Below are 21,698 nucleotides of genomic sequence, written 5' to 3' on the forward strand. Positions count from 1 at the left end.
GGGTCAGTAGATATAGCGAATCTGGTCCGTCCAATAGCGTTCGACCCTGCGCAGCGCCGAGGTAATCTCGGTGATGCCGTCGGGGCCCAGAACGCCTTTGGCCTCCAGCCCATCGGCATGGCGCGAGAACAGCTCGGTGATCAGGTCCCGAATCTCGCGGCCTTTTTGCGTCAGCCGCACCCGAACAGATCGCCGGTCAATCTCGCAGCGTTGATGGTGCATATAACCCATCTCGACCATCTTTTTCAGGTTATAGCTGACATTCGAACCCTGATAATATCCGCGCGTCTTTAATTCGCCCGCCGTCACCTCGTTGTCGCCGATATTGAACAGCAGCAGCGCCTGCACCGGGTTGATCTCCAGCACACCGACACGTTCGAATTCATCTTTGATGACATCCAACAGCAATCGGTGCAGCCGCTCAACCAGGGCCAGCGCCTCAAGGTAACTGCCCATGAAGGCCGCGCTGTCACCGGTGCTGATTTGGTTATGTATGCTCATCCTGATCTCCGTCCGGGAAATTTCCAGACGAGGATTGGACGGCAAAAACCAACATTCAGTTAAATCAAACCGAGTTAGATAAAATCCGAGTTATTCCGTGTAACCCAGCATTTGACGAATACGACCGATCAGCGGGGCGAATTCCGCTTTGGGCTGGGCCTGCCCGGACACCCACTGATACAGGTCCTGATCGTTTTCCGACAGCATGGCGTCATATTCCAGAAGCTCGGCGTTGGACATGGTTTCCAGGTTGGCATCGGCATAGCGCGTCAGGATAATATCCATTTCCTTGATCCCGCGCCGCATCGAGCGCATGGACAGGCGCTTGATCCGGTTTTCGCGGCTTTCGCCGGGCAGCTCGCCGTGGGTCTCGGTCGGAATCTGTGCGCTCATGCGTCTTCGCCCTTCAGTTTCATCCGCAATTGCACCTCAAGCCGGCCCAGCCGGTCGGCCGCATCGGTGATCTGGCCTTTCAGCTCGCGGATCTCGGTCAACAGACCGTCGATATCGGACGAAAGCGGTGCATCGTCAAGCGGCGCATTGACGCCGTCACCCTCGCCATTCAACAACCACATCACCGAAACGTTCAGCATCCCCGCCAGCATGGACATGCGGTTGGCGCGGGGTTCGGACAGGTCTTGCTCCCAGTCCTCCAGCGTGCCCGTCTTAACGCCCAGTCGTTTCGCCAGCTGTTTCTGGGTCATGCCCCCTTGTTCGCGCGCAGCAGCCAGACGGTCGCCAAATGTCGCCGTTTCCGGCCCGAACCAGTCGTCTTGTGCCATTCCTCGTCCCTTTTCTCCGATCCTGCTTGATCGGGTTCAGCCTGCAACCTATGACAGGACTTTAGTGAACACAAACCACCGAGGGCCGACCATGTCTTTCCTGTCTCAGACGCTTTCCCGTGTAAAACCGTCGCCCACCATGGCGATCACTGGCTTGGCGATGGAGCTGAAGGCCCAGGGCCGTGACGTGATCGGCCTGAGCGCAGGCGAGCCGGATTTCGACACGCCCGAAAACATCCGCGCAGCAGGTATCCGCGCCATCGAAGAGGGCAAGACGCGCTATACCGCCGTCGATGGCATCCCCGAGCTGAAGCAGGCCGTCTGCGACAAGTTCAAGCGCGACAACGGATTGGCCTACACGCCCAAGCAGGTGACCATCGGCACAGGCGGCAAACAGGTGCTGTATAACGCGCTGATGGCCACGCTGAACCATGATGACGAGGTGATCATCCCCGCGCCCTATTGGGTCAGCTATCCCGATATGGTTTTGCTGGCGGGCGGCACGCCCGTGTTCATCGAGGCCGCGCTTGAGAACAACTTCAAGATCACGGCCGAGCAGCTGGAGGCCGCGATCACCCGCAATACCAAATGGTTCATGTTCAACTCGCCCAGCAACCCCACCGGCGCGGGCTATACCCGCGACGAGCTGAAGGCGCTGACCGATGTTCTGATGCGCCACCCGCATGTCTGGGTTCTGACGGACGACATGTATGAACACCTGGCCTATGACGATTTTGAGTTCTGCACCCCCGCGCAGGTCGAACCGGGGCTGTATAACCGGACGCTGACGGTGAATGGCGTGTCCAAGGCCTATGCCATGACCGGCTGGCGCATCGGCTATGCCGCGGGCCCCGAAGAGGTGATCGCTGCCATCCGCAAGGTGCAATCGCAAAGCACCTCGAACCCGTGTTCCGTCAGCCAGTGGGCCGCGGTCGAGGCGTTGAACGGCACACAAGATTTCCTTCCCGGCCATAACGAGATTTTCGTACGCCGGCGTGATATGGTTGTCGCCATGCTGAACGAAATCGAGGGCATCACCTGCCCCACACCCGAAGGTGCGTTCTATGTCTATCCGTCCATCTCGGGACTGATTGGCAAGACCACCCCAAACGGCGTCATCATCACCAGCGACGAGGTTTTCGTGACCGAGCTGCTGAACGACACCGGCGTGGCCGTGGTCTTTGGCGCAGCTTTCGGGTTGTCTCCGAATTTCCGCATCTCCTATGCGACCTCGGACGAGAACCTGAAAGAGGCATGCACCCGCATTCAGAACTTCTGCAAGGCTCTCACATGAACGATCTGCCCGAGTATTACTTCCGCACCCGCGACAAGGGCGCCTTTGTCTTTCGCGTGGACGCCGAGAACCGACAGCGCCGCATCGACATGGACCAAATCGCCACGGTAAACCTGCGCAACGGCGAGGTCCGCTCCCAAGGTGACCGCGTCCTGACAGATGGAGATAAGGCCGCCATTTCCGAATGGATAGAGGACCGCAAGAAGCTGCTGCAAAAGCGCGAGGTCGACGACATCCTGCGCACGGTGGATCATCTGCACAAGACCGCGCATTGGGTGCAGACCCGTGCCAATGATCGCCAGTTGGACAGGGTCACGGACGAGCTGTTGCTGGCCATGCATGACCTGCGCACCGTGCTGATCCGGCGCAAGGCCGAACGGGCCGAGAAGGGCTCTTAATCTGCGAAAAGCCGCTTGACCGAATGGCCCCAGAACCGCCCCATCAGCAGGATCGAGGCGATGAACAGCCCCACGGTCAGCCCGATCCAGACCCCCGGCCCCTGCCAATCCAGGACAAAGCCCAACCCATAGCTGATTGGCACCCCGATCACCCAATAGGACACGGCTGCGATCACCAAGGGCACCCGCGTGTCCTGCACACCGCGTAACAACCCCAGCGCCAGCACCTGCGCCGCATCGGCCAGCTGGAACACCGCCGCAGCCGCCAGCAAGGGAACGCCCAGCGCGATCACCGGCACCCGGTCGGGATCATCAGGCGAGATGAAGGCGCCCAGCAGGGGCTCGGGGACAAGCAGGAACACGGCCATGGTCAGCAGGGCAACCCCTACTGACAGCACGCTTACGCCAATTGCGCCGCGCCGCAGCCCTTGCAAATCCCTCTGCCCCATGGCCCGGCCAGCCCGCACCGTTGCCGCATTGGATAGTCCCAGGTGGATCATGAATGTCAGCGAGGCGATCTGCAGCGCGATGCCATGCGCGGCCAGGGGAACCTCGCCCAGCCAGCCCATCATGGTCGAGGCCGCCGCGAACAATCCCACCTCGGCCAGGTTGGTCAGGCCGATCGGCCAGCCAAGACGAAATACATGCCCGAACGCTTCCCAGTCGGGGCGCCAGAAACGGACGAACAGCTGATGCTCGGACGTCACCACCGCCGCATAGATCGCCAGCAGCACCATCGAGACCACCTGCACCGCAACCGAGGCCACAGCAGCCCCGCGGATGCCCATTTCTGGCAGGCCCCAGTTGCCGAAAATCAGGCCGTAATTCACCACGGCATTCACCGCCACAGCGCCCAGTGTCACCCACAGCACGATGCGGGTCCGTTCCAGCGCGGCCAGATAGGATTTCAGCACCATCACCATCAGCGCCGGGAAAATACCCCAGCCGGCGATCACAAGGTATTCTGCCCCAACACGGGCGATCTGAGGTGTCTGACCCAGCGCCAGAAGCACCGGCTCAGACCAGATCATCAGCGGCATCACGGCCACACCGAAACAGAGCGAAATCCACAGCGCCATGCGTGTAAACCTGCGCACCAAGGTCTGGTTTCCGGCGGCCTCGGCTTCGGCCACCATGGGCATCACTGCCCAAGCAAACCCCGACCCCATGATGAACAGCACGAAAAACAGCATCGAGCCCATGACCTGTGCGGCCAGCACCTCGACGTCGTACCAGCCCAGCATCACCGTATCGATCAACGAGATCGCGAATTGCGCGACGTTGCTGCCGATCAGCGGAAGGCCCAGCACCAGGATGGCGCGCATATGCTGCAAGTTGGTCATGCCTCGACCTATCGCCGCACGCGACCAAGGGCAAGCGGGGCACAGCGGCCACCGGAGTAATACGGTACGGCGCTAAAGCGCGCTCAGCATCAGTTGCAGGGACAGGATGGCGACGATGGCACCGGCCAGAAGCTCCAGGACCGGGGTCGCGTAGACCAACAGACCCGGCGCGCGAATTTGCGACAAGGAGCTTTCGCGCATCAGCACAGCGGCAATCGCCACGGCCACGGTGACGGTGGCTGTGCCCAGCCCCATGGCAAAGGCACCCGCGATGCCAACCCACTCCAACCCCATGCGCCAGGTCAGGATCAGCACGAACAAAGCACCGGTGCAGGGCCGGATCGCCACGGTGCCGATCAAAAGAAGGGCCTGACCCAGGCTGCGGACCTCTTTGGCTTGCTGAGGCGTAGGGCCATGGGCGTGGCCGCAACCACAATCGTGATCATGGTGGTGATGATCGTGGATTTGCCGCCCGCGAACACGCATCAGGTGGCGTATCCCCCGGATCAGCAGCCAAAGCCCCACCAGACCCACCATCGCATAGCTGGCAGGGGCCAGGATACGTTCGGCCGTGTCCACCATGAACTGGCGTGACCAGTTCAGCAGCAGCACGCCCGCGTAGACCATGATCACCGCCGTCGCCGCCTGCGCAATAGACGAGCCGACGGCCAGCCCCGACAGCCGCCACAAAGGAACGCGCTGACCCAGGCCGTAGCCTCCGATCAGAACCTTGCCGTGGCCGGGCCCCGCTGCGTGAAAGAAACCGTAGGCAAAGCCCAGCCCCAACAGGCCGATCAGGGCGGCAGGCTCGCCCGCTTTCAGCCGCCGCAGAGCGCCGGCCATGGCTGTCTGCATCTCACGCTGGCCTTCGGCGGCCCAGCGCTGCACCTCGGCCGCGCCGCCCATAGCCCACAGCCACAGGGCCAGCCCAACCAGCAGCACCATCGCGGCCAGAGGCAGCGAGATCAGAAACCGCCTGTGCATGTCACCGTCACCGTGTCCGCAAAAGCATCACCAACCGCGGGATAGTCATCCTCGGCATAACCTTTCTGCTCCATCATCCTGGCCACTCGGGCATAGGCCGCATCCAGATCGGCGGTCTGCGTGTGTACGGTGCAGCCCTTGGGCGCCTGCACACCTCTGGTCAGGTCATAGGCAGTGTAGAAGGTCGGATCATAGGCCCGCAGCACAACCGCATCCTGGGGCCCGGCAAACTGGCGGATGTGGCGGGTCACGATCTTTGCATCCTCGAACCGGGTTTCGACGGGCTGCGGTGCACCCAAGGCAACGGGGCCGCTGTCCCCGGTGGCATAAAGATCGCCGGCGAACCCTTCATCCCAGTTCATGTCGAACCGGTGCAGCTTGGCCAGCTCACCTTCGCTTAGTACCCCGTCATAGTCCCCGTCCAGTCCCATATCTTCGAGGATCAGCAACGAATAAAGCTCGTCATAAACCCATGTCACTTCGACCCCGGTGGCGCGCCCCTGATCATCGGTCAGAACGCGCAGCGCGGTATCGACGAAAATATGCGGGTGCGCTTGCGCCATGGGCGGCAGGCACAACGCGGCAGATATTAATGCGGGGCGCACAAAGGTCATGGCGGTTATGTAGCCCCCAATGGCCCGCAAGAAAAGCGTGCAGGCAAGCGCGCGCGGATGCCCGCCAAAGCAAAAGCCGCCCGCAGATCCTGCAGGCGGCTATCTGTCTTCGGGTTTGGCTTAATCCCGTGGCTTGCGCATGTCTGGATGCAACGCAGCCCCCAGAATGTGGTCCGAGCGATGGATCACATGGTTTGCGCCGCCAACGATCAGCGGGTCAGGCCCATGGGCGACCTTCAGGTCCTTGCCGGGATAGTCCAGCGTCGACAGGAAGTGCAGCATGCAGTTCAGGCGAGCGCGTTTCTTGTCGTTCGACTTGACCACCGTCCAGGGCGCATCAGCCGTGTCGGTATAGAAGAACATCGCCTCTTTCGCCTCGGTATAGTCGTCCCACTTGTCCAGCGAGGCCTTGTCGATCGGCGACAGCTTCCACTGTTTCAGGGGGTCGGTTTCACGCGATTTGAAACGGCGCAGCTGTTCCTCGCGGGTGACCGAGAACCAGTATTTGTAGAACTTGATCCCCGAGCGCACCAGCATCCGTTCCAGCTCGGGCGTCTGACGCATGAACTCCAGATATTCGTTAGGCTCGCAAAAGCCCATGACCCGTTCCACCCCCGCGCGGTTGTACCACGAACGGTCATACAGCACGATTTCACCCGCGGTGGGCAGATGTTCGATGTAGCGCTGGAAATACCACTGGCCGCGCTCTTCGTCGGTGGGCTTGTTCAGGGCCACGACGCGCGCGTTCCGGGGGTTCAGGTGCTCGGTAAAGCGCTTGATGGTGCCGCCCTTACCGGCCGCGTCGCGTCCCTCGAACAGCATCACGAATTTCTGGCCGGTTTCCTGTGCCCAAAGCTGAACCTTCAGCAGTTCAGCCTGCAGTTTCGCCTTTTGGCTCTCGTATGTTCGGCGCGACAGCTTGGTATCATAGGGGTATTCGCCGGATTCAAAAGCGTGACGCACCTGATCAGGTGTAGGCCGCGGATTGCGGAACCGCGAGGTCGTGGGGGTAGCAACAGCAGCAGCGGGTTTTACTGCCTCGGTTTTGGCTGCCTCAGGTTTTGCAGAGGGGGTCACAGCGGGTTTGGCAGAATTTGCAACAGAACTCGACTTCGCGGCGGGGGGCGTCACGGGCATACATTTCTCCTAACATGGTATGGGCGCATCATATTGCAGTGCGAAAAGGCCTGCTTTGATGGATATCAAGTGCCGGACACTTTCATGCGAAAACGGGCTGTTTTCCGATGATTTCACCCGTCCCTTCGCCGTGACGCAGCGGCGGCCTTTGCCTGCACAGAACCGCTTGGTAGGCTGGCTTGCGGAGGGACATCATGCTTAGCCATCATATCGAGTTGAACGGGCAACCGTTTCATTACCTGGGCTGGGGCACTGCCGGGGCGCCGGTGATGCTGTTTCTACACGGATTTCCTGAATATTCGGGCGCCTGGGCGGATTTCGCGCCGCAGTTTGCGGACAGGTTTCACTGCATCGCTCCCGATCAGCGCGGCTATGGCCAAAGCTGGGCTCCGGCCGAGGTCAGCGAATACCAAGTGACCAAGCTGGTCAGCGACATGATTGCCCTGCTGGATCACCTGGACGCGGAACAGGCGGTGGTTGTCGGCCATGACTGGGGCGCAGCCGTGGCCTATGCGCTTGGGTTCATGGCCCCCGACCGCGTATCGCACCTGGTGATCCTGAACGGAGTGCATCCCGGCCCCTTCCAAAGCGCCATGGCCGCAGGAGGGCCGCAGACCGATGCCTCGCAATATATCCATACGCTGAAACGCGACGGGTCCGAGGATTGGCTGGCCGGTGATGATTTCAACCGGCTTTTGCAGGTTTTCTCGGCCAAGATGGACCAGTCATGGCTGACCCCGGACCTGCTGGCCGCATACAAGCGCGAATGGGCGCGACCGGGCCGGATGCGGGGCATGGTGAACTGGTATCGTGCCTCGCCGCTACAGCTGGGCGCGCCGGGTGAGGCGCTTGAAGATCTGCCGGCCATTCCCCACGACCGGCTGCATATCCCCATGCCGCACCTTCTGATCTGGGGCACCGGCGATACCGCCCTGCTGCCCGAGTCGACCGCGGGGCTGGAAACCTATTGTGCCGATCTGACAAGGCAAGAGGTCGAGGGTGCTGATCACTGGATCATCCACCAACAGCCCGAACGCGCCGCGCAGATCATCCGCGATTGGCTGGACGCGCGTGCTTAGCGCGGCTTGCCCAGCACCATGCGATTGCCTGCCAAAACCTCGGGGGCGCCGATCCAGGCATAGGCCAGCAGCGCAGGCTCCAGATCCGAAACGGTGATGCGATGCGCATGGCCGGGGGGGTTAAAGATCGACGCTCCGGGTGCGAAAACACCATAATCATTCTGCGATACCGAGCCCGACAGGCAGATATAACTTTCCGCGATCCCCGGATGGGCATGGGCGGGATAGGTACAGCCCGGCGCGAACAGCACCAGCCCCAGGATCAACTGCTCGGATGGCACAGGCCCGTTGGGGCCCGCGATCTCGGCATAGCCATAGGCCCGCGCCAGCCCCTTTGGGACGCGGTCATAGCCGTATTCCCAATGCAGCTGCGGGCGCACCGCATCCAGGGCCCGCGTAACCGGGGCCAACGCAGCCGCGCGCCCCTCGTCCAAAGCGCGGCGCAAATGCGCAGTTACCGGCAACGTGGCCGGAGTGCTGTGCCGCATGACCGGGTTGGCCTTGATCAGACGGCTGATCGCCTCGCGCACCTGTTTTTGGTGACTGCGGATCATCTTGCTGCCACCTGCGGGCAGAAAGCGGTACATCTCGTAATATTCACGCAGAAGATACTGCCAATCGGGCTGATCCTTCACTCGTGGTGCATATTGAGTGGGCTCTGCCCCAAGTTGCTGAGTCGTCATGAGGCCCTCCCGTGCGTCAGGCCGCAAGGATGAAACTCAGCTGATCCGCTGTCCTGTCCAAAACCGACATGACAGCCACCCGAACAGGTCGCATTCAGCCCTTGATGTATCAACCCAAAAGCCAAGTCGGTGATTCTGCGGATGGCAGCCGAGGTGATCGAACCCGATACGATCTATCGTGAAAAAGAATTTGCCAAACGGACCGCGACACATATGTTCTGGGCACACACTCAAGGACCCAGAGGCCCCGATGACTCAGACCGCTTCCGCCACCGCCACCACTGAAAATGCCAGCCGCTATTTACAGCAGCTGTGCAAGCATTGGGGCCACAAAGCCACGGTCGAGTTCACCCCCGAGGCTGGCGATATCCGTTTCGACAGCGGCAACGTGCTGACCATGCAGGCCCAGCCCGCGCAACTGGTGTTGCAGGTTTCTGTGCCTGACGAGGGCGATCTGGCGCATTTCAAAGACGTGGTCGACCGCCACATCTTGCGTTTTGCCTTTCGCGAAGACCTGCAGATCGTCTGGGCCTGAACCCGTGGTTGAACCGGGCGGATGTGCCGATAACAGATTGCACCTCCCCCCCTGTCTTGGTCTATAGTTGGCGGCAACGAAAACCAACAAGAGCAGCCGCGCATGTCCAACGACCTTCTGGCCGAGACCCAAGACCAAACCTATGATGCCTCCTCGATCGAGGTGTTGGAAGGGCTGGAGCCGGTCCGCAAACGCCCCGGCATGTATATCGGCGGCACGGACGAACGCGCCCTGCACCACATGGTGGCGGAAATCCTGGACAACTCGATGGACGAGGCCGTCGCTGGCCACGCCACCCGGATCGAGGTTGAGCTGCACGAAGATTACAGCCTGACCGTCCGCGACAACGGCCGCGGCATCCCGATTGATCCGCATCCCAAATTCCCCGACAAATCCGCGCTCGAGGTGATCCTGTGCACCCTGCACGCGGGCGGTAAATTCAGCGGCAAGGCCTATCAGACCTCGGGCGGTCTGCACGGGGTTGGGGCCTCGGTTGTGAACGCGCTGTCGGACATGATGGTCGTGCAGGTGGCGCGGAACAAGGAACTGTACGAACAACGCTTCAGCCGTGGCCTGCCGCAGGGCCCCATTGAAAAGGTCGGCGCAGCCCCCAACCGGCGCGGCACTATGGTGACGTTCCATGCGGATGCGCAGATCTTTGGCTCGCATCGGTTCAAACCGGCCCGCCTGTTCAAGTCCATCCGGTCCAAGGCCTATCTGTTCAGCGGCGTCGAAATCCGTTGGAAAACCGCGATTGATGACAAAGAAACCCCGCTTGAGGCGACCTTCCACTTCCCCGGCGGCCTGGCGGATTACCTGAACGAAACGCTGAACGGCTCCAGCACCTATGCCGACCAGCCCTTTGCCGGCACCGTGGACTTCACCGAGAAATTCAACACCCCCGGCAAGGTGGAATGGGCGATCAACTGGACCCCCTCGCGCGATGGGTTCATCCAGTCCTATTGTAACACCGTTCCCACCCCCGAAGGCGGCACGCACGAGGCCGGGTTCTGGGCCGCGATCCTGAAGGGCATCCGCGCTTACGGCGAGCTGGTCGGCAACAAAAAGGCCACCCAGATCACCCGCGATGACCTGACGACGGGTGGCTGCGCGCTGGTCAGCTGTTTCATCCGCGAGCCTGAATTCGTCGGCCAGACCAAGGACCGCCTTGCCACGGTCGAGGCGCAGCGACTGGTGGAAAACTCGGTGCGTGACCATTTCGACAACTGGCTGGCCGCCGACACCAAATCGGCGGGCGCCATTCTTGATTTCCTGATCCTGCGCGCCGAGGAACGCCTGCGCCGCCGTCAGGAAAAGGAAACCGCCCGCAAAACCGCCACGAAAAAGCTGCGCCTGCCCGGCAAGCTGGTCGATTGTTCGTCAAACACCCGCGACGGGACCGAGCTGTTCATCGTCGAGGGCGACTCGGCGGGTGGCTCGGCCAAAATGGCACGGAACCGGAAAAACCAGGCCCTGCTGCCCCTGCGCGGTAAAATTCTGAACGTGCTGGGCGCGGCCTCTTCTAAACTCGGCTCGAACCAGGAAATCAACGACCTGACGCAGGCTTTGGGCGTCGGTCTGGGCACCAAATTCAACGTTGACGACCTGCGCTATGACAAGGTCATCATCATGACCGACGCGGACGTGGACGGCGCGCATATCGCGGCGCTCTTGATGACGTTCTTCTTCACCCAGATGCGCCCGATGATTGATCACGGGCACCTGTACCTGGCCTGCCCGCCGCTGTTCCGCCTGACGCAGGGCGCCAAACGCGTCTATTGTCTGGACGAGGCCGAGCGCGACGAATGGCTGGAAAAAGGTCTGGGTGGCAAGGGCAAGATCGACGTGTCCCGCTTCAAAGGTCTAGGCGAGATGGACGCCAAGGACCTGAAAGAAACCACGATGGACCCCGGATCACGCAAACTGATCCGCGTCACCATCGACGAGGACGAACCCGGAGAGACCGGCGACCTTGTCGAACGCCTGATGGGTAAAAAACCCGAATTGCGGTTCCAGTATATCCAGGAAAACGCGAGGTTCGTGGAGGAGTTGGATGTTTGAGTGAGTAGCGATTTATGAATCTTCGTAATTGGGGCTGGTTAGTCACCCTAATCTGGCTTTGTTTCTTTTTTCCCGCGGTCCTTTTGAACGCACCCCATTTTCTAACGCTAGACGCCAATGAATGGGGAGATTTCCTTGCGGGCGCATTCGCACCGTTGGCTTTTTTCTGGCTCGTTCTTGGCTTTTTTCAACAAGGGAAAGAGCTTCAACACAGCGTAGACGCATTAAACCTTCAAGCCAAGGAACTTAGGAACTCTGTTGAGCAGCAACAAGAACTTGTTAATGTGAACAGGGAAGCGATCAAGGCGGATCGCGAAAGACTGGAAGCGGCCAAGCTTGAGCGCAAATCACAAATTCGCCCCCTATTTGAACCTGTTTCAGCAACGATTTCGAATAGAGGTAACATCTACACTTATAGCTACCGGATCATCAACAATGGTGAGCGGGCCACTAACGTCCACCTGAAAGTCACATGCGACAACGCCCAACACGAGGGACAGAAGCAGTGGCCATTTAAGGACACCTCCGAGTATATCGAAGGCAAAATCCGAATTGAAAACTGGTCAGGCGAAGATTTCAATCAGGCGCGACAGCTACCATGGCTGTTTCTGCTTTCCTTCAAAGACCGGGATGGGGACGAATTCACTCAACAGTTACAGTGCGTTCCACAGCCTAAAGATTTCGGCAACCGCTTGGAATGGTTGTAACCCTAAACAAAATCATACGTATGCGAAGGCGCAGCATCCTTGGCTCATATGCTGCTAGCCGTGTCTCATGCTCAACGACTGGGTGGGGAATTCCTGACCGGGGGGGCGTAAGTCTGGTCAGGTTTCCCGGACTGGGCGCCTGTCTGGCCTCGGGGTAGTCTGGCCTCATTGACCCCAGTTGTTTCATGAGTACAGACATGCGTTTTACCACCATTATCGTAGGCTGGGCCCTGGCCGTGACGGCGATCTCGGCGATTGCTGCGGGATCGGACGGGCAAAGCGGGCCAATGGCCGCGCCGATCCATGCGCCCGCGGGACTGCTTCGCTAAACGGCTCTGGTTTTGCTCGGCACGAGGGGCGCACGCCCTTTCGCCGTTCACGCGCATGAAATCCTTGCCAGCCCCCCCACCGTGGCATCATGTCCGCAAGAATCCGGGACAGAAGAATTGATCTTTGGACCTGTCTGATCTATTGGAGTGGCGGAAATCTTTTGTCCCGCTGGTGTCAAACCTGCTGTGGACATCCCTCGGATGGCAGCTTTGCTGCCCGTCGTCACATCACTGCTACCCAAAAAAACGGAAGGTAGAAAAATGGCTGAAAAATCGAACGCCGATATATTGTATACCATTGTAGACGAAGCGCCTGAACTGGCCAGCGCCTCGTTCCTGCCGATCATCCGCAAGTTCGCTTCGGCGGCCGGTGTGACCGTTGGCACCAAGGACATCTCGCTGGCTGGCCGAATCATCGCGACCTTCCCCGAGAACCTGACCGACGAACAGCGTCAGTCGGACGATCTGGCCGAGCTGGGCCAGCTGGTAAAAACCCCCGAGGCCAACGTGATCAAGCTGCCGAACATCTCGGCTTCGGTACCTCAGCTGGTCGCCGCCGTGACCGAGCTGCAGGAAAAGGGCTATGACATCCCGTCCTACCCCGAAGCGCCCAGCACCGACGAAGAAAAGGCGATCCGCGCCCGTTTCGACGCCATCAAGGGCTCGGCTGTGAACCCGGTTCTGCGCGAAGGCAACTCGGACCGCCGCGCCGCCCGCGCCGTGAAAAACTATGCCCAGGCAAACCCGCACCGCATGGGCAAATGGGAAACCACCTCGAAGACCAAAGTGTCCTCGATGCCCGGCAACGATTTCTTCGCCAACGAAGTGTCGGCGACCCTGACCGCTGCCCAGGCCGGTGACGCGAAAATCGAATTCGTCGGCAAAGACGGCGCCGTGACCGTTCTGAAAGACGTCTGGCCGCTGATCGAAGGCGAAGTTGTTGACGCGACCTTTATGTCCGTCAAAGCACTGAGCGCCTTCCTGGCTGACGCCATCGAAGACACCAAGAAAGACGGCACACTGTTCTCGCTGCACATGAAGGCAACGATGATGAAGGTCTCGGACCCGATCATCTTTGGATACGCCGTAAAGGCGTGGCTGGCCCCGGTGTTCGAAAAATTCGGCACCGAAATGGAAGCTCTGGGTGTGAACCCGAACTCGGGCATGGGTGACCTGCTGGAGCGCGTGAAAGGCAACGCCGATATCATGGCCGCCATCGACGCCGTCACCGCTGAACGTCCGCCGATGTACATGGTGAACTCGGACAAGGGCATCACCAACCTCCACGTGCCCAGCGATGTGATCATCGATGCCTCGATGCCCGCGCTGATCCGCGCAGGCGGCAAGGGCTGGGGCCCGGACGGCAACGAGGGTGACAGCAACTGCGTCATCCCCGACAACTGCTATGCCCCCGTCTATGACGAATCCGTCAACTTCTTCAAAGCCAATGGCGCGCTGAACCCCGCAACCGCCGGCACCGTTCAGAACATCGGTCTGATGGCGCAAAAAGCTGAAGAATACGGCTCGCACCCGACCACGTTCGAAGCCCCCGCAGACGGCACCATCCGCATCGTTCTGGCCAATGGCGAGACCCTGCACAGCCACGAAGTTGAAGCCGGTGATATCTGGCGTTCGTGCACTGTGAAGAAGGCTCCGATCGAAAACTGGATCCAACTGTCGATCGACCGTCAGCGCCTGACCGGGTTCCGTTCGATCTTCTGGCTGGACGCAAACCGCGCCCATGACGCTCAACTGATCGAATACGTCAAACCGGCGCTGGAAGCCGCCGGCGTTGCCGACAAGTTCGAGATCATGGCCCCCCGCGAAGCCACCCGCGCCTCGTTGGAAGTCATCACCGCAGGCGACAACACCATCGCCATCACCGGCAACGTGCTGCGTGACTATCTGACCGACCTGTTCCCGATCCTGGAACTGGGCACCTCGGCCAAGATGCTGTCGATCGTCGGCCTGATGCAGGGTGGCGGCATGTTCGAAACCGGTGCTGGCGGCTCGGCCCCCAAGCACGTCGAACAGCTGGTCAACGAAAACCACCTGCGCTGGGACTCGATGGGCGAGTTCTGTGCACTGGGCGAATCGCTGAACTTCCTGGCTGATGCCAAGGGCAACGCCAAGGCCGGTGTGCTGGGTCGCGCCGCCGAGGCTGCCACCCAAGGCATTCTGGACAACAACAAGTCGCCCTCGCGCAAAGTCGGCGAGCCTGACAACCGCGCCAGCCACTACTGGTTCGCCCGCTACTGGGCCGAAGCCCTGGCCGCGCAATCGGATGACTCCGATCTGGCCGCCGAGTTCGCCCCAATCGCCAAGGCACTGGCCGACGGCGAAGAGGCAATCCTGTCCGAGCTGGCCGAGGTTCAGGGCCCGGCTGCTGAAATCGGTGGCTACTACCTGCCGTCGGTCGAGCTGAAAGCCAAAGTGATGCGCCCCTCGGCCACGCTGAACGCCATCATCGGCTAATTCCGGCCTGATAAATCCTGAAACGCCCGCGCATTACCGCGGGCGTTTTGCTTTTCCCCGCTTGCCCCAGGCTGCATTTCAGGCCCTACTGCCAGCATGGTGCGATTGTTATTCTTGGTCATTCTGGTTCTGTCGGCTTGCGGGCGTCCGCTGACGCCGAATGAACGGGCCTTTGCCGACACTCTGTTTGGCCCCCAGATCGATCCGTCAGCCGTGCGCTTTGTCGACGGCCATTTCGCCCAGTCTTACACGTTTGAATACAAGGCCCGCCCCCGCGTCACCTGTACCGAGAGGATTTATCCACCGGCCAAGACCCAAAGCGGTACCTTCACCACGTCCCCCGGCGCTATTGCTTTGTTTAACAAGGTCTTTTTCCGAGAAGACATGTTCATCGAGGACTATGGCTATGCTGTGAACGGGCGCGGAAACCTATATGCGCTGATGCTGTTTGCGCATGAAATGACCCATGTCTGGCAGTGGCAAAACCGCCGCCAGACGGGGTATCATCCGCTTCGTGTTGCGCGCGAGCATACGCCCGGCCACGATCCTTATCTGTTCGAGCTGGGCTCGCATCCACAATTCCTGTCCTTCCCCTATGAACAACAGGCCTCGATCGTCGAGGAATACGTCTGCTGTCGCGCCCTGGCGCCCAAGGCAGCCCGCACGCAGCGCCTGCACGAGATGCTGTCGCAGGCCATGCCCGTGGCTCGGCTATCACAGATCGTGCCGGACCACGCCTTTGTCCCGTGGAAAGGCGTGCAGACCCGCGGGATTTGCGACTGATCAGCCGTCTTTCTGGATGTCCTGCAAATAGGCCACGATGGCCGCAAGCGGGCGCGGAACGGGCGACAGCTCGCCCTCGCCCAGCTCGACCGGGACGGTTGGCCCTTCAAGCAACGCGCCGTATTCCGGCATCACCTGATCGCGTCCCTGCATCCGCGTGTACCCGTCGATTTGGGAAAGCACCTGCGCCATGGGGAAGGTGCCGTTGTTGCGGGCAGCGATCAGCGTCAGGTCCGGCGGCGCGGCGTCCAGTTCGCCGGCCAGCGGACCGTTGCCCTGCCCGCCTTGCCCATGGCAGGCCGCGCAGTTCTCCGCGAACAGAGGCGCGCCTTCGGGCGGTTCGGGCATCCAGTCAGGTGCATAGGCCGCACAAGCCGTCAGAGCGGTGAAAATGGCCACAGCGGCAACAGGTTTACGCATGACAGACCCCTTTTGGTTCAGCGCTGTATCGTCAGCAAATAAGCGACCAGATCGGCGATCGCGCGCCCGACCAGCATCGGCTGACCGCTCGAGGTTTTCAAGGCAGTATCGTCGCCTTCAAAGAACTCGCCATAGACTGGCATGGCGCTGCCGTGGCTGACCAACGGGTCGCGCCCGTCTATCCGTCGCACCGAGCGCACCAAGGGAAACTCGCCCCCGTTTTCGCGGCTCAGCGCGGTCAAATCGGCCGGTTGCAGCACCAGGGCAGGCGCCATGGGCCCCTGCCCCGTTGCCTCAAGCCCATGGCATGTCGCGCAGTACTGCAGGTACAGATCCTCTCCGATCTGGGCATCCTGGGCATGCGCGAACTGGTCTTGGGAAAATTGGAACTGAGCGGCACTGACCACCGCCAAGGCAAGCATTAGTCGAACAGTCTTGTGCATCGTCCTGATCTCCTTTTTTGGCCCCACACCCTCAGTCTGCCACACTCGCACCCAGCGCACTTTGATCAATGTCAGACGCTGCGTTCTTGGGTGACAGACGGCAGGCAGTGCGCCATGCTGCGCCCACGGAGAAGGAGGATTTCATGACATTGACCACCGCCGACGCACAGCAATTCCTGGCCGACGCCTTTGCCCCCTGGGTGCAGGCGCTGGACCTTACGGTCGAGGATATCACCCTCCAGGGCGCCCGCCTGTCCATGCCAATCACCGATGAACTGGCACGAATGGGCGGCATCATCTCGGGTCAGGCGCTGGCGGCGATGGCGGACACGTCAATGGTGATCGCATGCATGGGCCACTTCGGCGAAATGAAGCCCGTCGCCACCACCAATCTGGACACGCAATTCCTGCGCCCGGGCACAGGCGATCGCATCCGCTGTGATGCGCGGATCGTGCGGGCGGGCAAAGCGCTGCTTTTCACCCAGGCCACTATGGTGGCTCTGCCTTCGGACAAACCCGTCGCCACGGCCACGGCCACATTTTTCTGCCCTTAAGGAGCCGCCATGCCCCCCACAACCGTCTATGCCCTGACCATGATGGCCGCCGGTGTCGGCATCCCGCTGCTGGCCGCGCTGAACGCGGCCCTTGGGACGCGACTTGGATCACCCGTCGCTGCGGCCTCAATCCTGTTTTTCGTGGCCTTCACCGGCAGCGTGGTGATATTGCTGCTGCATGGTGCAGCCCCGCTGGCCAAGGCTTGGGATGCCCCCAAACACCTGTTTCTGGGCGGGTTTTTCGTACTGTTCTACGTTTTGTCGGTCACCTTCATCGCACCGAAATTCGGTGTGGGGAACGCGGTGTTTTTTGTCCTTCTGGGACAATTGATCTGCGCCGCCGTGATCGACCATTTCGGGCTGTTCGGCGCGCGTGTGAACCCGCTGAGCCTGAACCGCGCCATCGGTATCGCGCTGATGTCGGCAGGGGTTTACATGGCGCAGAAAGCCTAGGCCGGGATCAAGACACCCTTCTCCATCCGCAGCACACGGTCCATTCGCGCGGCCAGCTCCATGTTGTGGGTGGCGATCACGGCGCTGAGGCCCGAACCGCGCACCAGCTCCATCAGCGCGTCAAACACGTGGTCCGAGGTTTCAGGGTCCAGATTGCCCGTCGGTTCATCGGCCAGCAGCAGCTTGGGTTCATTCGCCAGCGCCCGGCACACGGCAACACGCTGCTGTTCCCCCCCGGACAAAGCCGCCGGGCGATGATCAGCGCGGGCCTCGACACCAACACGGCACAGCAGGTCAGCCGCCCGCGCCTGCGCCTCGGCCCGACCGATGCCATTAGCCAGTTGCGGCAGCGTGACGTTTTCCAGCGCGGTGAATTCGGGTAGCAGATGGTGGAACTGATAGACGAAACCCACATCCTGCCGCCGCACCGCCGTGCGCCTGCGATCCGAGCGGCCCTGCATTTCCACCCCGCAAATCCGCACATCGCCCGCATCAGGCACATCCAGCAGACCGGCAATATGCAGCAGCGTGGATTTGCCCGCCCCAGAGGGCGCGACCAGCGCCACTGCCTCGCCGGGTTCCACAGTCAGATCGATGGATTGCAGCACCTGCACCGCGTTGACCTGTCCCTTGTTATAGGTCTTGGCAACACCCCTCAGTTCCAGCACGGGATTACTCATAGCGCAGCGCCTCCACCGGGTTCATGCGGGCCGCGCGGCGGGCCGGAAAGATCGTGACGACAAAGCTGAGCGACAGTGACAGCGCCACGGCCGAGACCACATCCCCCAGCCGTAGTTGCGCCGGAAGATTGTATATTCCGCGCACCGAGGGATCCCATACACCGCCGCCCGCGATATAGTTCACAAAGCTGAAAATCGGGTCGATATAGATCGCGAACAGGCAGCCCAGAATGACACCCATCACCGTGCCGATGACGCCGGTAAAGGCCCCGCAGATGAAAAAGACACGCAGAACCGCGCCTTCGGTCAGGCCCATGGTGCGCAGGATGCCGATATCGCGACCCTTGTTTTTCACCAGCATGATCAGGCCGGACACGATGTTCATGGACGCGATAAGCACCAGGATCGACAGGATCACGAACATCACGTTATCCTCGATCTCAAGCGCACGCAGAAAGCCACCGCTTGCGTCTCGCCACGTCCAGATTTGCCCACGATCACCGCTGGCGCGCAGCAACTCCAGCGCCAGATTGTCCACGTTGTCAGGGTCGGCGACCATGACCTCCAGCTCGTCCGCCGTGCCTTCGCGGTTGAAAAAGCTCTGCGCCGCCTCGAACGGCATGTAGACGCGCGTGCGATCGATATCATAGCGCCCGGCGGTGAAGATATAGGTCACGTCATAGGCGACCACGCGCGGGCTGGTACCAAAGGCAGTTTTCACCCCGTTGGGCGAGATCAGCTTGACCTTATCGCCTACCGTCACGCCCAATTCCCGCGCCACGCCCGAGCCGATGGAGATCCCATCCATGAAGTCATTGATATTGCCTGCGAAATCCTCGGGCTTGGCAACGCGTGGGATCGTCAGCAGGTCAGCATGAGCGATCCCGAACACCTCGACCCCGGCATTCCGTCCGCGGGCGCTGGCCATGACCTGGCCTTTGACCAAAGGGGCAACGCGGGTCACGCCGGGTACCGCGCGTACGTCCCCTGCCATCTGGGCATAGTCGGGCAAAGTCCGGTCGATCTGGCCGGTTTGCGGGTCCACCGTCCCGATCGAGTAGACCGTCACATGCGCATTGGCGCCCAGGATCGTATCCACGAATTCCGCGCGAAAGCCCGAGCGCACTGCCAGCGTGGCTATCAGCGCGAACACGGCCAGGGTGATGCCGATCAGGCTGATCCATGTCATCACGCTGACGCCGCCCTCGGCCCGGCGGGCGCGCAAATAGCGCCAGGCAATCATCCATTCGAAACGCGCGAAGGGGGCGGTGCTGCTCATGCGGTGTCCTTTGCGTTGGTTGATCCCTAACTGGGCGACAGGCGCGCCAAGGTCAAGCGGCCTGTGGTTTCCCACGGCGCAGCAGGCGCATCGGCAAGCGCAGGATCGCCATTCCGGCAGAAATAGCAATCAGCCCGGCCAGAAAACCCAGACCGCCAAATGTGGCCCCGGCAAAGTTGGTGGGGATCGCGGGTTGATACGCCTGCCATGTACGCGCGGCGACCTGGGTGTCATTCAGCCGGGTGGCGTGATAGGCGCGCATGAACGGCCCCGCGTTCTGCAGCGCCTGCAGATCGGCCGAAAGCTGCGCATGACGGGTGAAAACACGCCTCATGTCCTGGCGGCGACGCTCAACGAAGTCAGATCCTACCATCTGCTCCAGCGCCTGATCACGGGTCAGCCCGGTGGCCTGGGCCGATGCATCGAAATCTTGCACGACCACGCTCAACGCATCCACGGCCCCGCCTAACCGCTGTGTATACTGCTGAGAAAACTCGGGAAATTGCGAGGCTATCCCCGCGCTAAAAAGCCCGCCGGCCAATGTCAGTGCCCTGAGGATCATGCTCGGCCCCCTTGTTGTTTTGAACAGTATAGCACTGAAACGAAACCGCCCCCAGCGGCGCGTGGCCGTGGGGGCGGGTTTGCTGTCAGGCAAGCTTGGCGGGCCAGATTACAGGCCGCGCACCATGTGGCCGGCATAGATTTTGGCGATCTTCTCGACGGCCTGTTCGGGCGGCAGCTCTTCGGAGGTGCCTGTGCGGCGGCAGGTCACTTCGACGACGCCGTTTTTCAGGCCGCGCGGACCAACCGTGATGCGCCAAGGCAGGCCAATCAGGTCCATCGTGGCGAATTTGCCCCCTGCGCGTTCCTTGCGGTCGTCATAGAGCGGCTCCAGACCAAGGGCGGTGAAGCTGCTGTAGAGCGCATCACAGGCGGCGTCGGCCTCGGCGTCGCCTTGTTTGAGGTTCACGATGCCCACATGGAAGGGAGTCACGCCTTCGGGCCAGATGATGCCGTTGTCGTCATGGCTGGCCTCGATGATCGCACCGATCAGGCGGGAAACACCGATGCCGTGGCTGCCCATGTGTACGGGGACGGGCTTGCCGTCGGGGCCCTGAACGGTCGCGCCCATGGGTTCCGAGTATTTGGTGCCGAAATAGAAGATCTGGCCAACCTCGATACCGCGGGCGGTACGGCGGCGTTCCTCGGGGACCTCGTTAAACAGCGCCTCGTCATGGGTTTCGTCGGTACGGGCGTATTTGGTGGTGAATTCTTCCAGGATCGATTGGCACTGGACCACGTCATCATAGTCGATGTCACGATCGCCGAAACTCAGGTCGGTTACGGCGCTGTCATAGAAGACCTCGGATTCGCCGGTTTCGGCCAGTACCAGGAATTCATGGGTGTAATCGCCACCAATCGGGCCGCCATCGGCGCGCATCGGGATCGCTTGCAGCCCCATGCGTTCATAGGTGCGCAGATAGCTGACGAGGTGACGATTATAAGCGTGCAGCGCGTCTTCTTTGGTCAGGTCGAAGTTATAGCCATCCTTCATCAGGAACTCGCGGCCGCGCATCACGCCGAACCGGGGGCGGATCTCGTCGCGGAATTTCCACTGGATGTGATAGAGCGTCTTGGGCAGGTCCTTGTAGCTGCCCACGTGGCTGCGGAAAATGTCGGTGATCATTTCCTCGTTGGTGGGGCCGTACAGCATATCGCGGCCGTGACGGTCGGTGATACGCAGCATTTCCTCGCCATAATCGTCATAGCGACCGGATTCGCGCCACAGGTCAGCGCCCTGCAGGGTCGGCATCAGCATCGGGATGTGGCCAGCGCGGACCTGTTCCTCGTGCACGATGTTTTCCAGCTTGCGCAGCACCTTGAAGCCCATGGGCAGCCAGGAATAGATCCCGGCGGACTGTTGCTTGATCATGCCCGCGCGCAGCATCAGACGGTGGCTGACGATCTGAGCCTCGGACGGGTTCTCTTTCAGGACAGGCAGGAAATAGCGCGACAGACGCATGAAATGGCCCCTTTGGGATATGGCGGTTTGCTAGGGGTTTAGTGAAGGATCACCGCTTAGACAAGACGCCGCCGCTTGCGGTGTGTTCGGGGCAGAGTACGGACGGGGCGTAATTGCCCCGCCCTTCCCCTAAGGGATCAC

The 21,698-nt window shown here is 61.0% G+C and carries 25 protein-coding genes; 11 read left to right on the plus strand and 14 right to left on the minus strand.

The annotated features are described in order from the left end of the window. Nucleotides 1-3: 3 nt before the first annotated feature. The 3 genes from ACOQOQ_RS00125 to ACOQOQ_RS00135 all read right to left on the minus strand — a co-directional run bounded on the left by ACOQOQ_RS00125 (nucleotide 4) and on the right by ACOQOQ_RS00135 (nucleotide 1,283). Complete coding sequence (locus ACOQOQ_RS00125; protein ID WP_420568138.1) at nucleotides 4-501, minus strand: MarR family winged helix-turn-helix transcriptional regulator; 498 nt, start codon at nucleotides 499-501, stop codon at nucleotides 4-6. A gap of 90 nt (nucleotides 502-591) precedes the next feature. Further along, nucleotides 592-894, minus strand: coding sequence for a succinate dehydrogenase assembly factor 2 (locus ACOQOQ_RS00130; protein WP_420568139.1), 303 nt, complete (start codon nucleotides 892-894; stop codon nucleotides 592-594). After that, nucleotides 891-1,283: a helix-turn-helix domain-containing protein gene (locus ACOQOQ_RS00135; RefSeq protein ID WP_420568140.1), complete on the minus strand. Its 393-nt coding sequence runs from the start codon at nucleotides 1,281-1,283 to the stop codon at nucleotides 891-893. Before ACOQOQ_RS00135 ends, ACOQOQ_RS00130 begins: the two co-directional genes overlap by 4 nt. Before the next feature lie 91 nt (nucleotides 1,284-1,374). Here ACOQOQ_RS00135 and ACOQOQ_RS00140 point away from each other — a divergent pair, with 91 nt between their 5' ends. Both ACOQOQ_RS00140 and ACOQOQ_RS00145 read left to right on the plus strand, forming a co-directional pair. Then, nucleotides 1,375-2,577 (plus strand): pyridoxal phosphate-dependent aminotransferase, encoded by a 1,203-nt coding sequence (locus tag ACOQOQ_RS00140; RefSeq protein WP_420568141.1) that lies wholly within the window; start codon nucleotides 1,375-1,377, stop codon nucleotides 2,575-2,577. Further along, nucleotides 2,574-2,975 carry a hypothetical protein gene (locus ACOQOQ_RS00145; protein WP_420568142.1) on the plus strand — a complete coding sequence of 134 codons (402 nt, stop codon included), beginning with the start codon at nucleotides 2,574-2,576 and terminating at the stop codon, nucleotides 2,973-2,975. The genes ACOQOQ_RS00140 and ACOQOQ_RS00145 overlap by 4 nt, the downstream gene beginning before the upstream one ends. Here the strand turns inward: ACOQOQ_RS00145 and ACOQOQ_RS00150 are convergent. From ACOQOQ_RS00150 to ppk2, 4 genes are all read right to left on the minus strand, one after another. Further along, a complete protein-coding gene (locus tag ACOQOQ_RS00150) occupies nucleotides 2,972-4,318 on the minus strand; it encodes an MATE family efflux transporter (protein WP_420568143.1) in 1,347 nt (448 codons plus the stop codon). The two genes, ACOQOQ_RS00145 and ACOQOQ_RS00150, sit on opposite strands and share 4 nt — an antisense overlap. A gap of 72 nt (nucleotides 4,319-4,390) precedes the next feature. Continuing rightward, a complete protein-coding gene (locus tag ACOQOQ_RS00155) occupies nucleotides 4,391-5,302 on the minus strand; it encodes a nickel/cobalt transporter (protein ID WP_420568144.1) in 912 nt (303 codons plus the stop codon). Continuing rightward, nucleotides 5,284-5,865: a DUF1007 family protein gene (locus ACOQOQ_RS00160; protein ID WP_420568145.1), complete on the minus strand. Its 582-nt coding sequence runs from the start codon at nucleotides 5,863-5,865 to the stop codon at nucleotides 5,284-5,286. The genes ACOQOQ_RS00155 and ACOQOQ_RS00160 overlap by 19 nt, the downstream gene beginning before the upstream one ends. A gap of 171 nt (nucleotides 5,866-6,036) precedes the next feature. Further along, a complete protein-coding gene (ppk2, locus tag ACOQOQ_RS00165; protein ID WP_420568146.1) occupies nucleotides 6,037-7,053 on the minus strand; it encodes a polyphosphate kinase 2 in 1,017 nt (338 codons plus the stop codon). Between the two features lie 194 nt (nucleotides 7,054-7,247). Between ppk2 and ACOQOQ_RS00170 the strand changes: the two genes are divergently transcribed. Next, entirely contained in the window at nucleotides 7,248-8,132 is an 885-nt protein-coding gene (locus ACOQOQ_RS00170) for an alpha/beta fold hydrolase (protein WP_420568147.1), read from the plus strand. Here ACOQOQ_RS00170 and ACOQOQ_RS00175 read toward each other — a convergent pair. Continuing rightward, complete coding sequence (locus tag ACOQOQ_RS00175; protein ID WP_420568148.1) at nucleotides 8,129-8,815, minus strand: dimethylsulfonioproprionate lyase family protein; 687 nt, start codon at nucleotides 8,813-8,815, stop codon at nucleotides 8,129-8,131. The genes ACOQOQ_RS00170 and ACOQOQ_RS00175 overlap by 4 nt on opposite strands. 250 nt (nucleotides 8,816-9,065) lie before the next feature. On the opposite strand from ACOQOQ_RS00175, the gene ACOQOQ_RS00180 reads away from it, so the two are divergent. The 6 genes from ACOQOQ_RS00180 (at nucleotide 9,066) to ACOQOQ_RS00205 (ending at nucleotide 15,705) form a co-directional block, all read left to right on the plus strand. Further along, the gene (locus tag ACOQOQ_RS00180; protein ID WP_420568149.1) at nucleotides 9,066-9,350 is read left to right on the plus strand and encodes a DUF2218 domain-containing protein; all 285 of its coding nucleotides are present in this window, start codon (nucleotides 9,066-9,068) and stop codon (nucleotides 9,348-9,350) included. A gap of 102 nt (nucleotides 9,351-9,452) precedes the next feature. Next, a complete protein-coding gene (gene parE / locus ACOQOQ_RS00185; RefSeq protein ID WP_420568150.1) occupies nucleotides 9,453-11,411 on the plus strand; it encodes a DNA topoisomerase IV subunit B in 1,959 nt (652 codons plus the stop codon). A 14-nt stretch (nucleotides 11,412-11,425) separates the two neighbouring features. Continuing rightward, nucleotides 11,426-12,118: a hypothetical protein gene (locus tag ACOQOQ_RS00190; protein ID WP_420568151.1), complete on the plus strand. Its 693-nt coding sequence runs from the start codon at nucleotides 11,426-11,428 to the stop codon at nucleotides 12,116-12,118. 197 nt (nucleotides 12,119-12,315) lie between these two features. Further along, on the plus strand, nucleotides 12,316-12,447 hold the full coding sequence (locus tag ACOQOQ_RS00195; RefSeq protein WP_420568152.1) for a hypothetical protein: 132 nt from the start codon (nucleotides 12,316-12,318) through the stop codon (nucleotides 12,445-12,447). A 261-nt stretch (nucleotides 12,448-12,708) separates the two neighbouring features. Beyond that, the gene (locus ACOQOQ_RS00200) at nucleotides 12,709-14,922 is read left to right on the plus strand and encodes an NADP-dependent isocitrate dehydrogenase (RefSeq protein WP_420568153.1); all 2,214 of its coding nucleotides are present in this window, start codon (nucleotides 12,709-12,711) and stop codon (nucleotides 14,920-14,922) included. A gap of 96 nt (nucleotides 14,923-15,018) precedes the next feature. Beyond that, nucleotides 15,019-15,705: a hypothetical protein gene (locus ACOQOQ_RS00205; protein ID WP_420568154.1), complete on the plus strand. Its 687-nt coding sequence runs from the start codon at nucleotides 15,019-15,021 to the stop codon at nucleotides 15,703-15,705. Here the strand turns inward: ACOQOQ_RS00205 and ACOQOQ_RS00210 are convergent, their stop codons facing one another. Beyond that, on the minus strand, nucleotides 15,706-16,125 hold the full coding sequence (locus tag ACOQOQ_RS00210) for a c-type cytochrome (protein ID WP_420568155.1): 420 nt from the start codon (nucleotides 16,123-16,125) through the stop codon (nucleotides 15,706-15,708). It lies immediately after the preceding gene. Nucleotides 16,126-16,142: 17 nt separating this feature from the next. After that, on the minus strand, nucleotides 16,143-16,568 hold the full coding sequence (locus tag ACOQOQ_RS00215) for a c-type cytochrome (protein WP_420568156.1): 426 nt from the start codon (nucleotides 16,566-16,568) through the stop codon (nucleotides 16,143-16,145). A gap of 143 nt (nucleotides 16,569-16,711) precedes the next feature. Between ACOQOQ_RS00215 and ACOQOQ_RS00220 the strand changes: the two genes are divergently transcribed. After that, nucleotides 16,712-17,122 (plus strand): PaaI family thioesterase, encoded by a 411-nt coding sequence (locus ACOQOQ_RS00220; RefSeq protein ID WP_420568157.1) that lies wholly within the window; start codon nucleotides 16,712-16,714, stop codon nucleotides 17,120-17,122. A gap of 9 nt (nucleotides 17,123-17,131) precedes the next feature. Further along, nucleotides 17,132-17,575 carry a DMT family transporter gene (locus tag ACOQOQ_RS00225; RefSeq protein WP_420568158.1) on the plus strand — a complete coding sequence of 148 codons (444 nt, stop codon included), beginning with the start codon at nucleotides 17,132-17,134 and terminating at the stop codon, nucleotides 17,573-17,575. Here ACOQOQ_RS00225 and ACOQOQ_RS00230 read toward each other — a convergent pair. From ACOQOQ_RS00230 to proS, 4 genes are all read right to left on the minus strand, one after another. After that, entirely contained in the window at nucleotides 17,572-18,255 is a 684-nt protein-coding gene (locus ACOQOQ_RS00230) for an ABC transporter ATP-binding protein (RefSeq protein WP_420568159.1), read from the minus strand. The genes ACOQOQ_RS00225 and ACOQOQ_RS00230 overlap by 4 nt on opposite strands. Next, a complete protein-coding gene (locus ACOQOQ_RS00235; protein ID WP_420568160.1) occupies nucleotides 18,248-19,534 on the minus strand; it encodes a lipoprotein-releasing ABC transporter permease subunit in 1,287 nt (428 codons plus the stop codon). Before ACOQOQ_RS00235 ends, ACOQOQ_RS00230 begins: the two co-directional genes overlap by 8 nt. Before the next feature lie 52 nt (nucleotides 19,535-19,586). Then, on the minus strand, nucleotides 19,587-20,096 hold the full coding sequence (locus tag ACOQOQ_RS00240) for a DUF2937 family protein (protein WP_420568161.1): 510 nt from the start codon (nucleotides 20,094-20,096) through the stop codon (nucleotides 19,587-19,589). A gap of 108 nt (nucleotides 20,097-20,204) precedes the next feature. Continuing rightward, the gene (gene proS / locus ACOQOQ_RS00245) at nucleotides 20,205-21,557 is read right to left on the minus strand and encodes a proline--tRNA ligase (RefSeq protein ID WP_420568162.1); all 1,353 of its coding nucleotides are present in this window, start codon (nucleotides 21,555-21,557) and stop codon (nucleotides 20,205-20,207) included. Nucleotides 21,558-21,698: the final 141 nt, after the last annotated feature.

It is taken from the genome of Thalassovita sp. (genome assembly GCF_965218685.1).
Classification (GTDB): domain Bacteria; phylum Pseudomonadota; class Alphaproteobacteria; order Rhodobacterales; family Rhodobacteraceae; genus Thalassobius.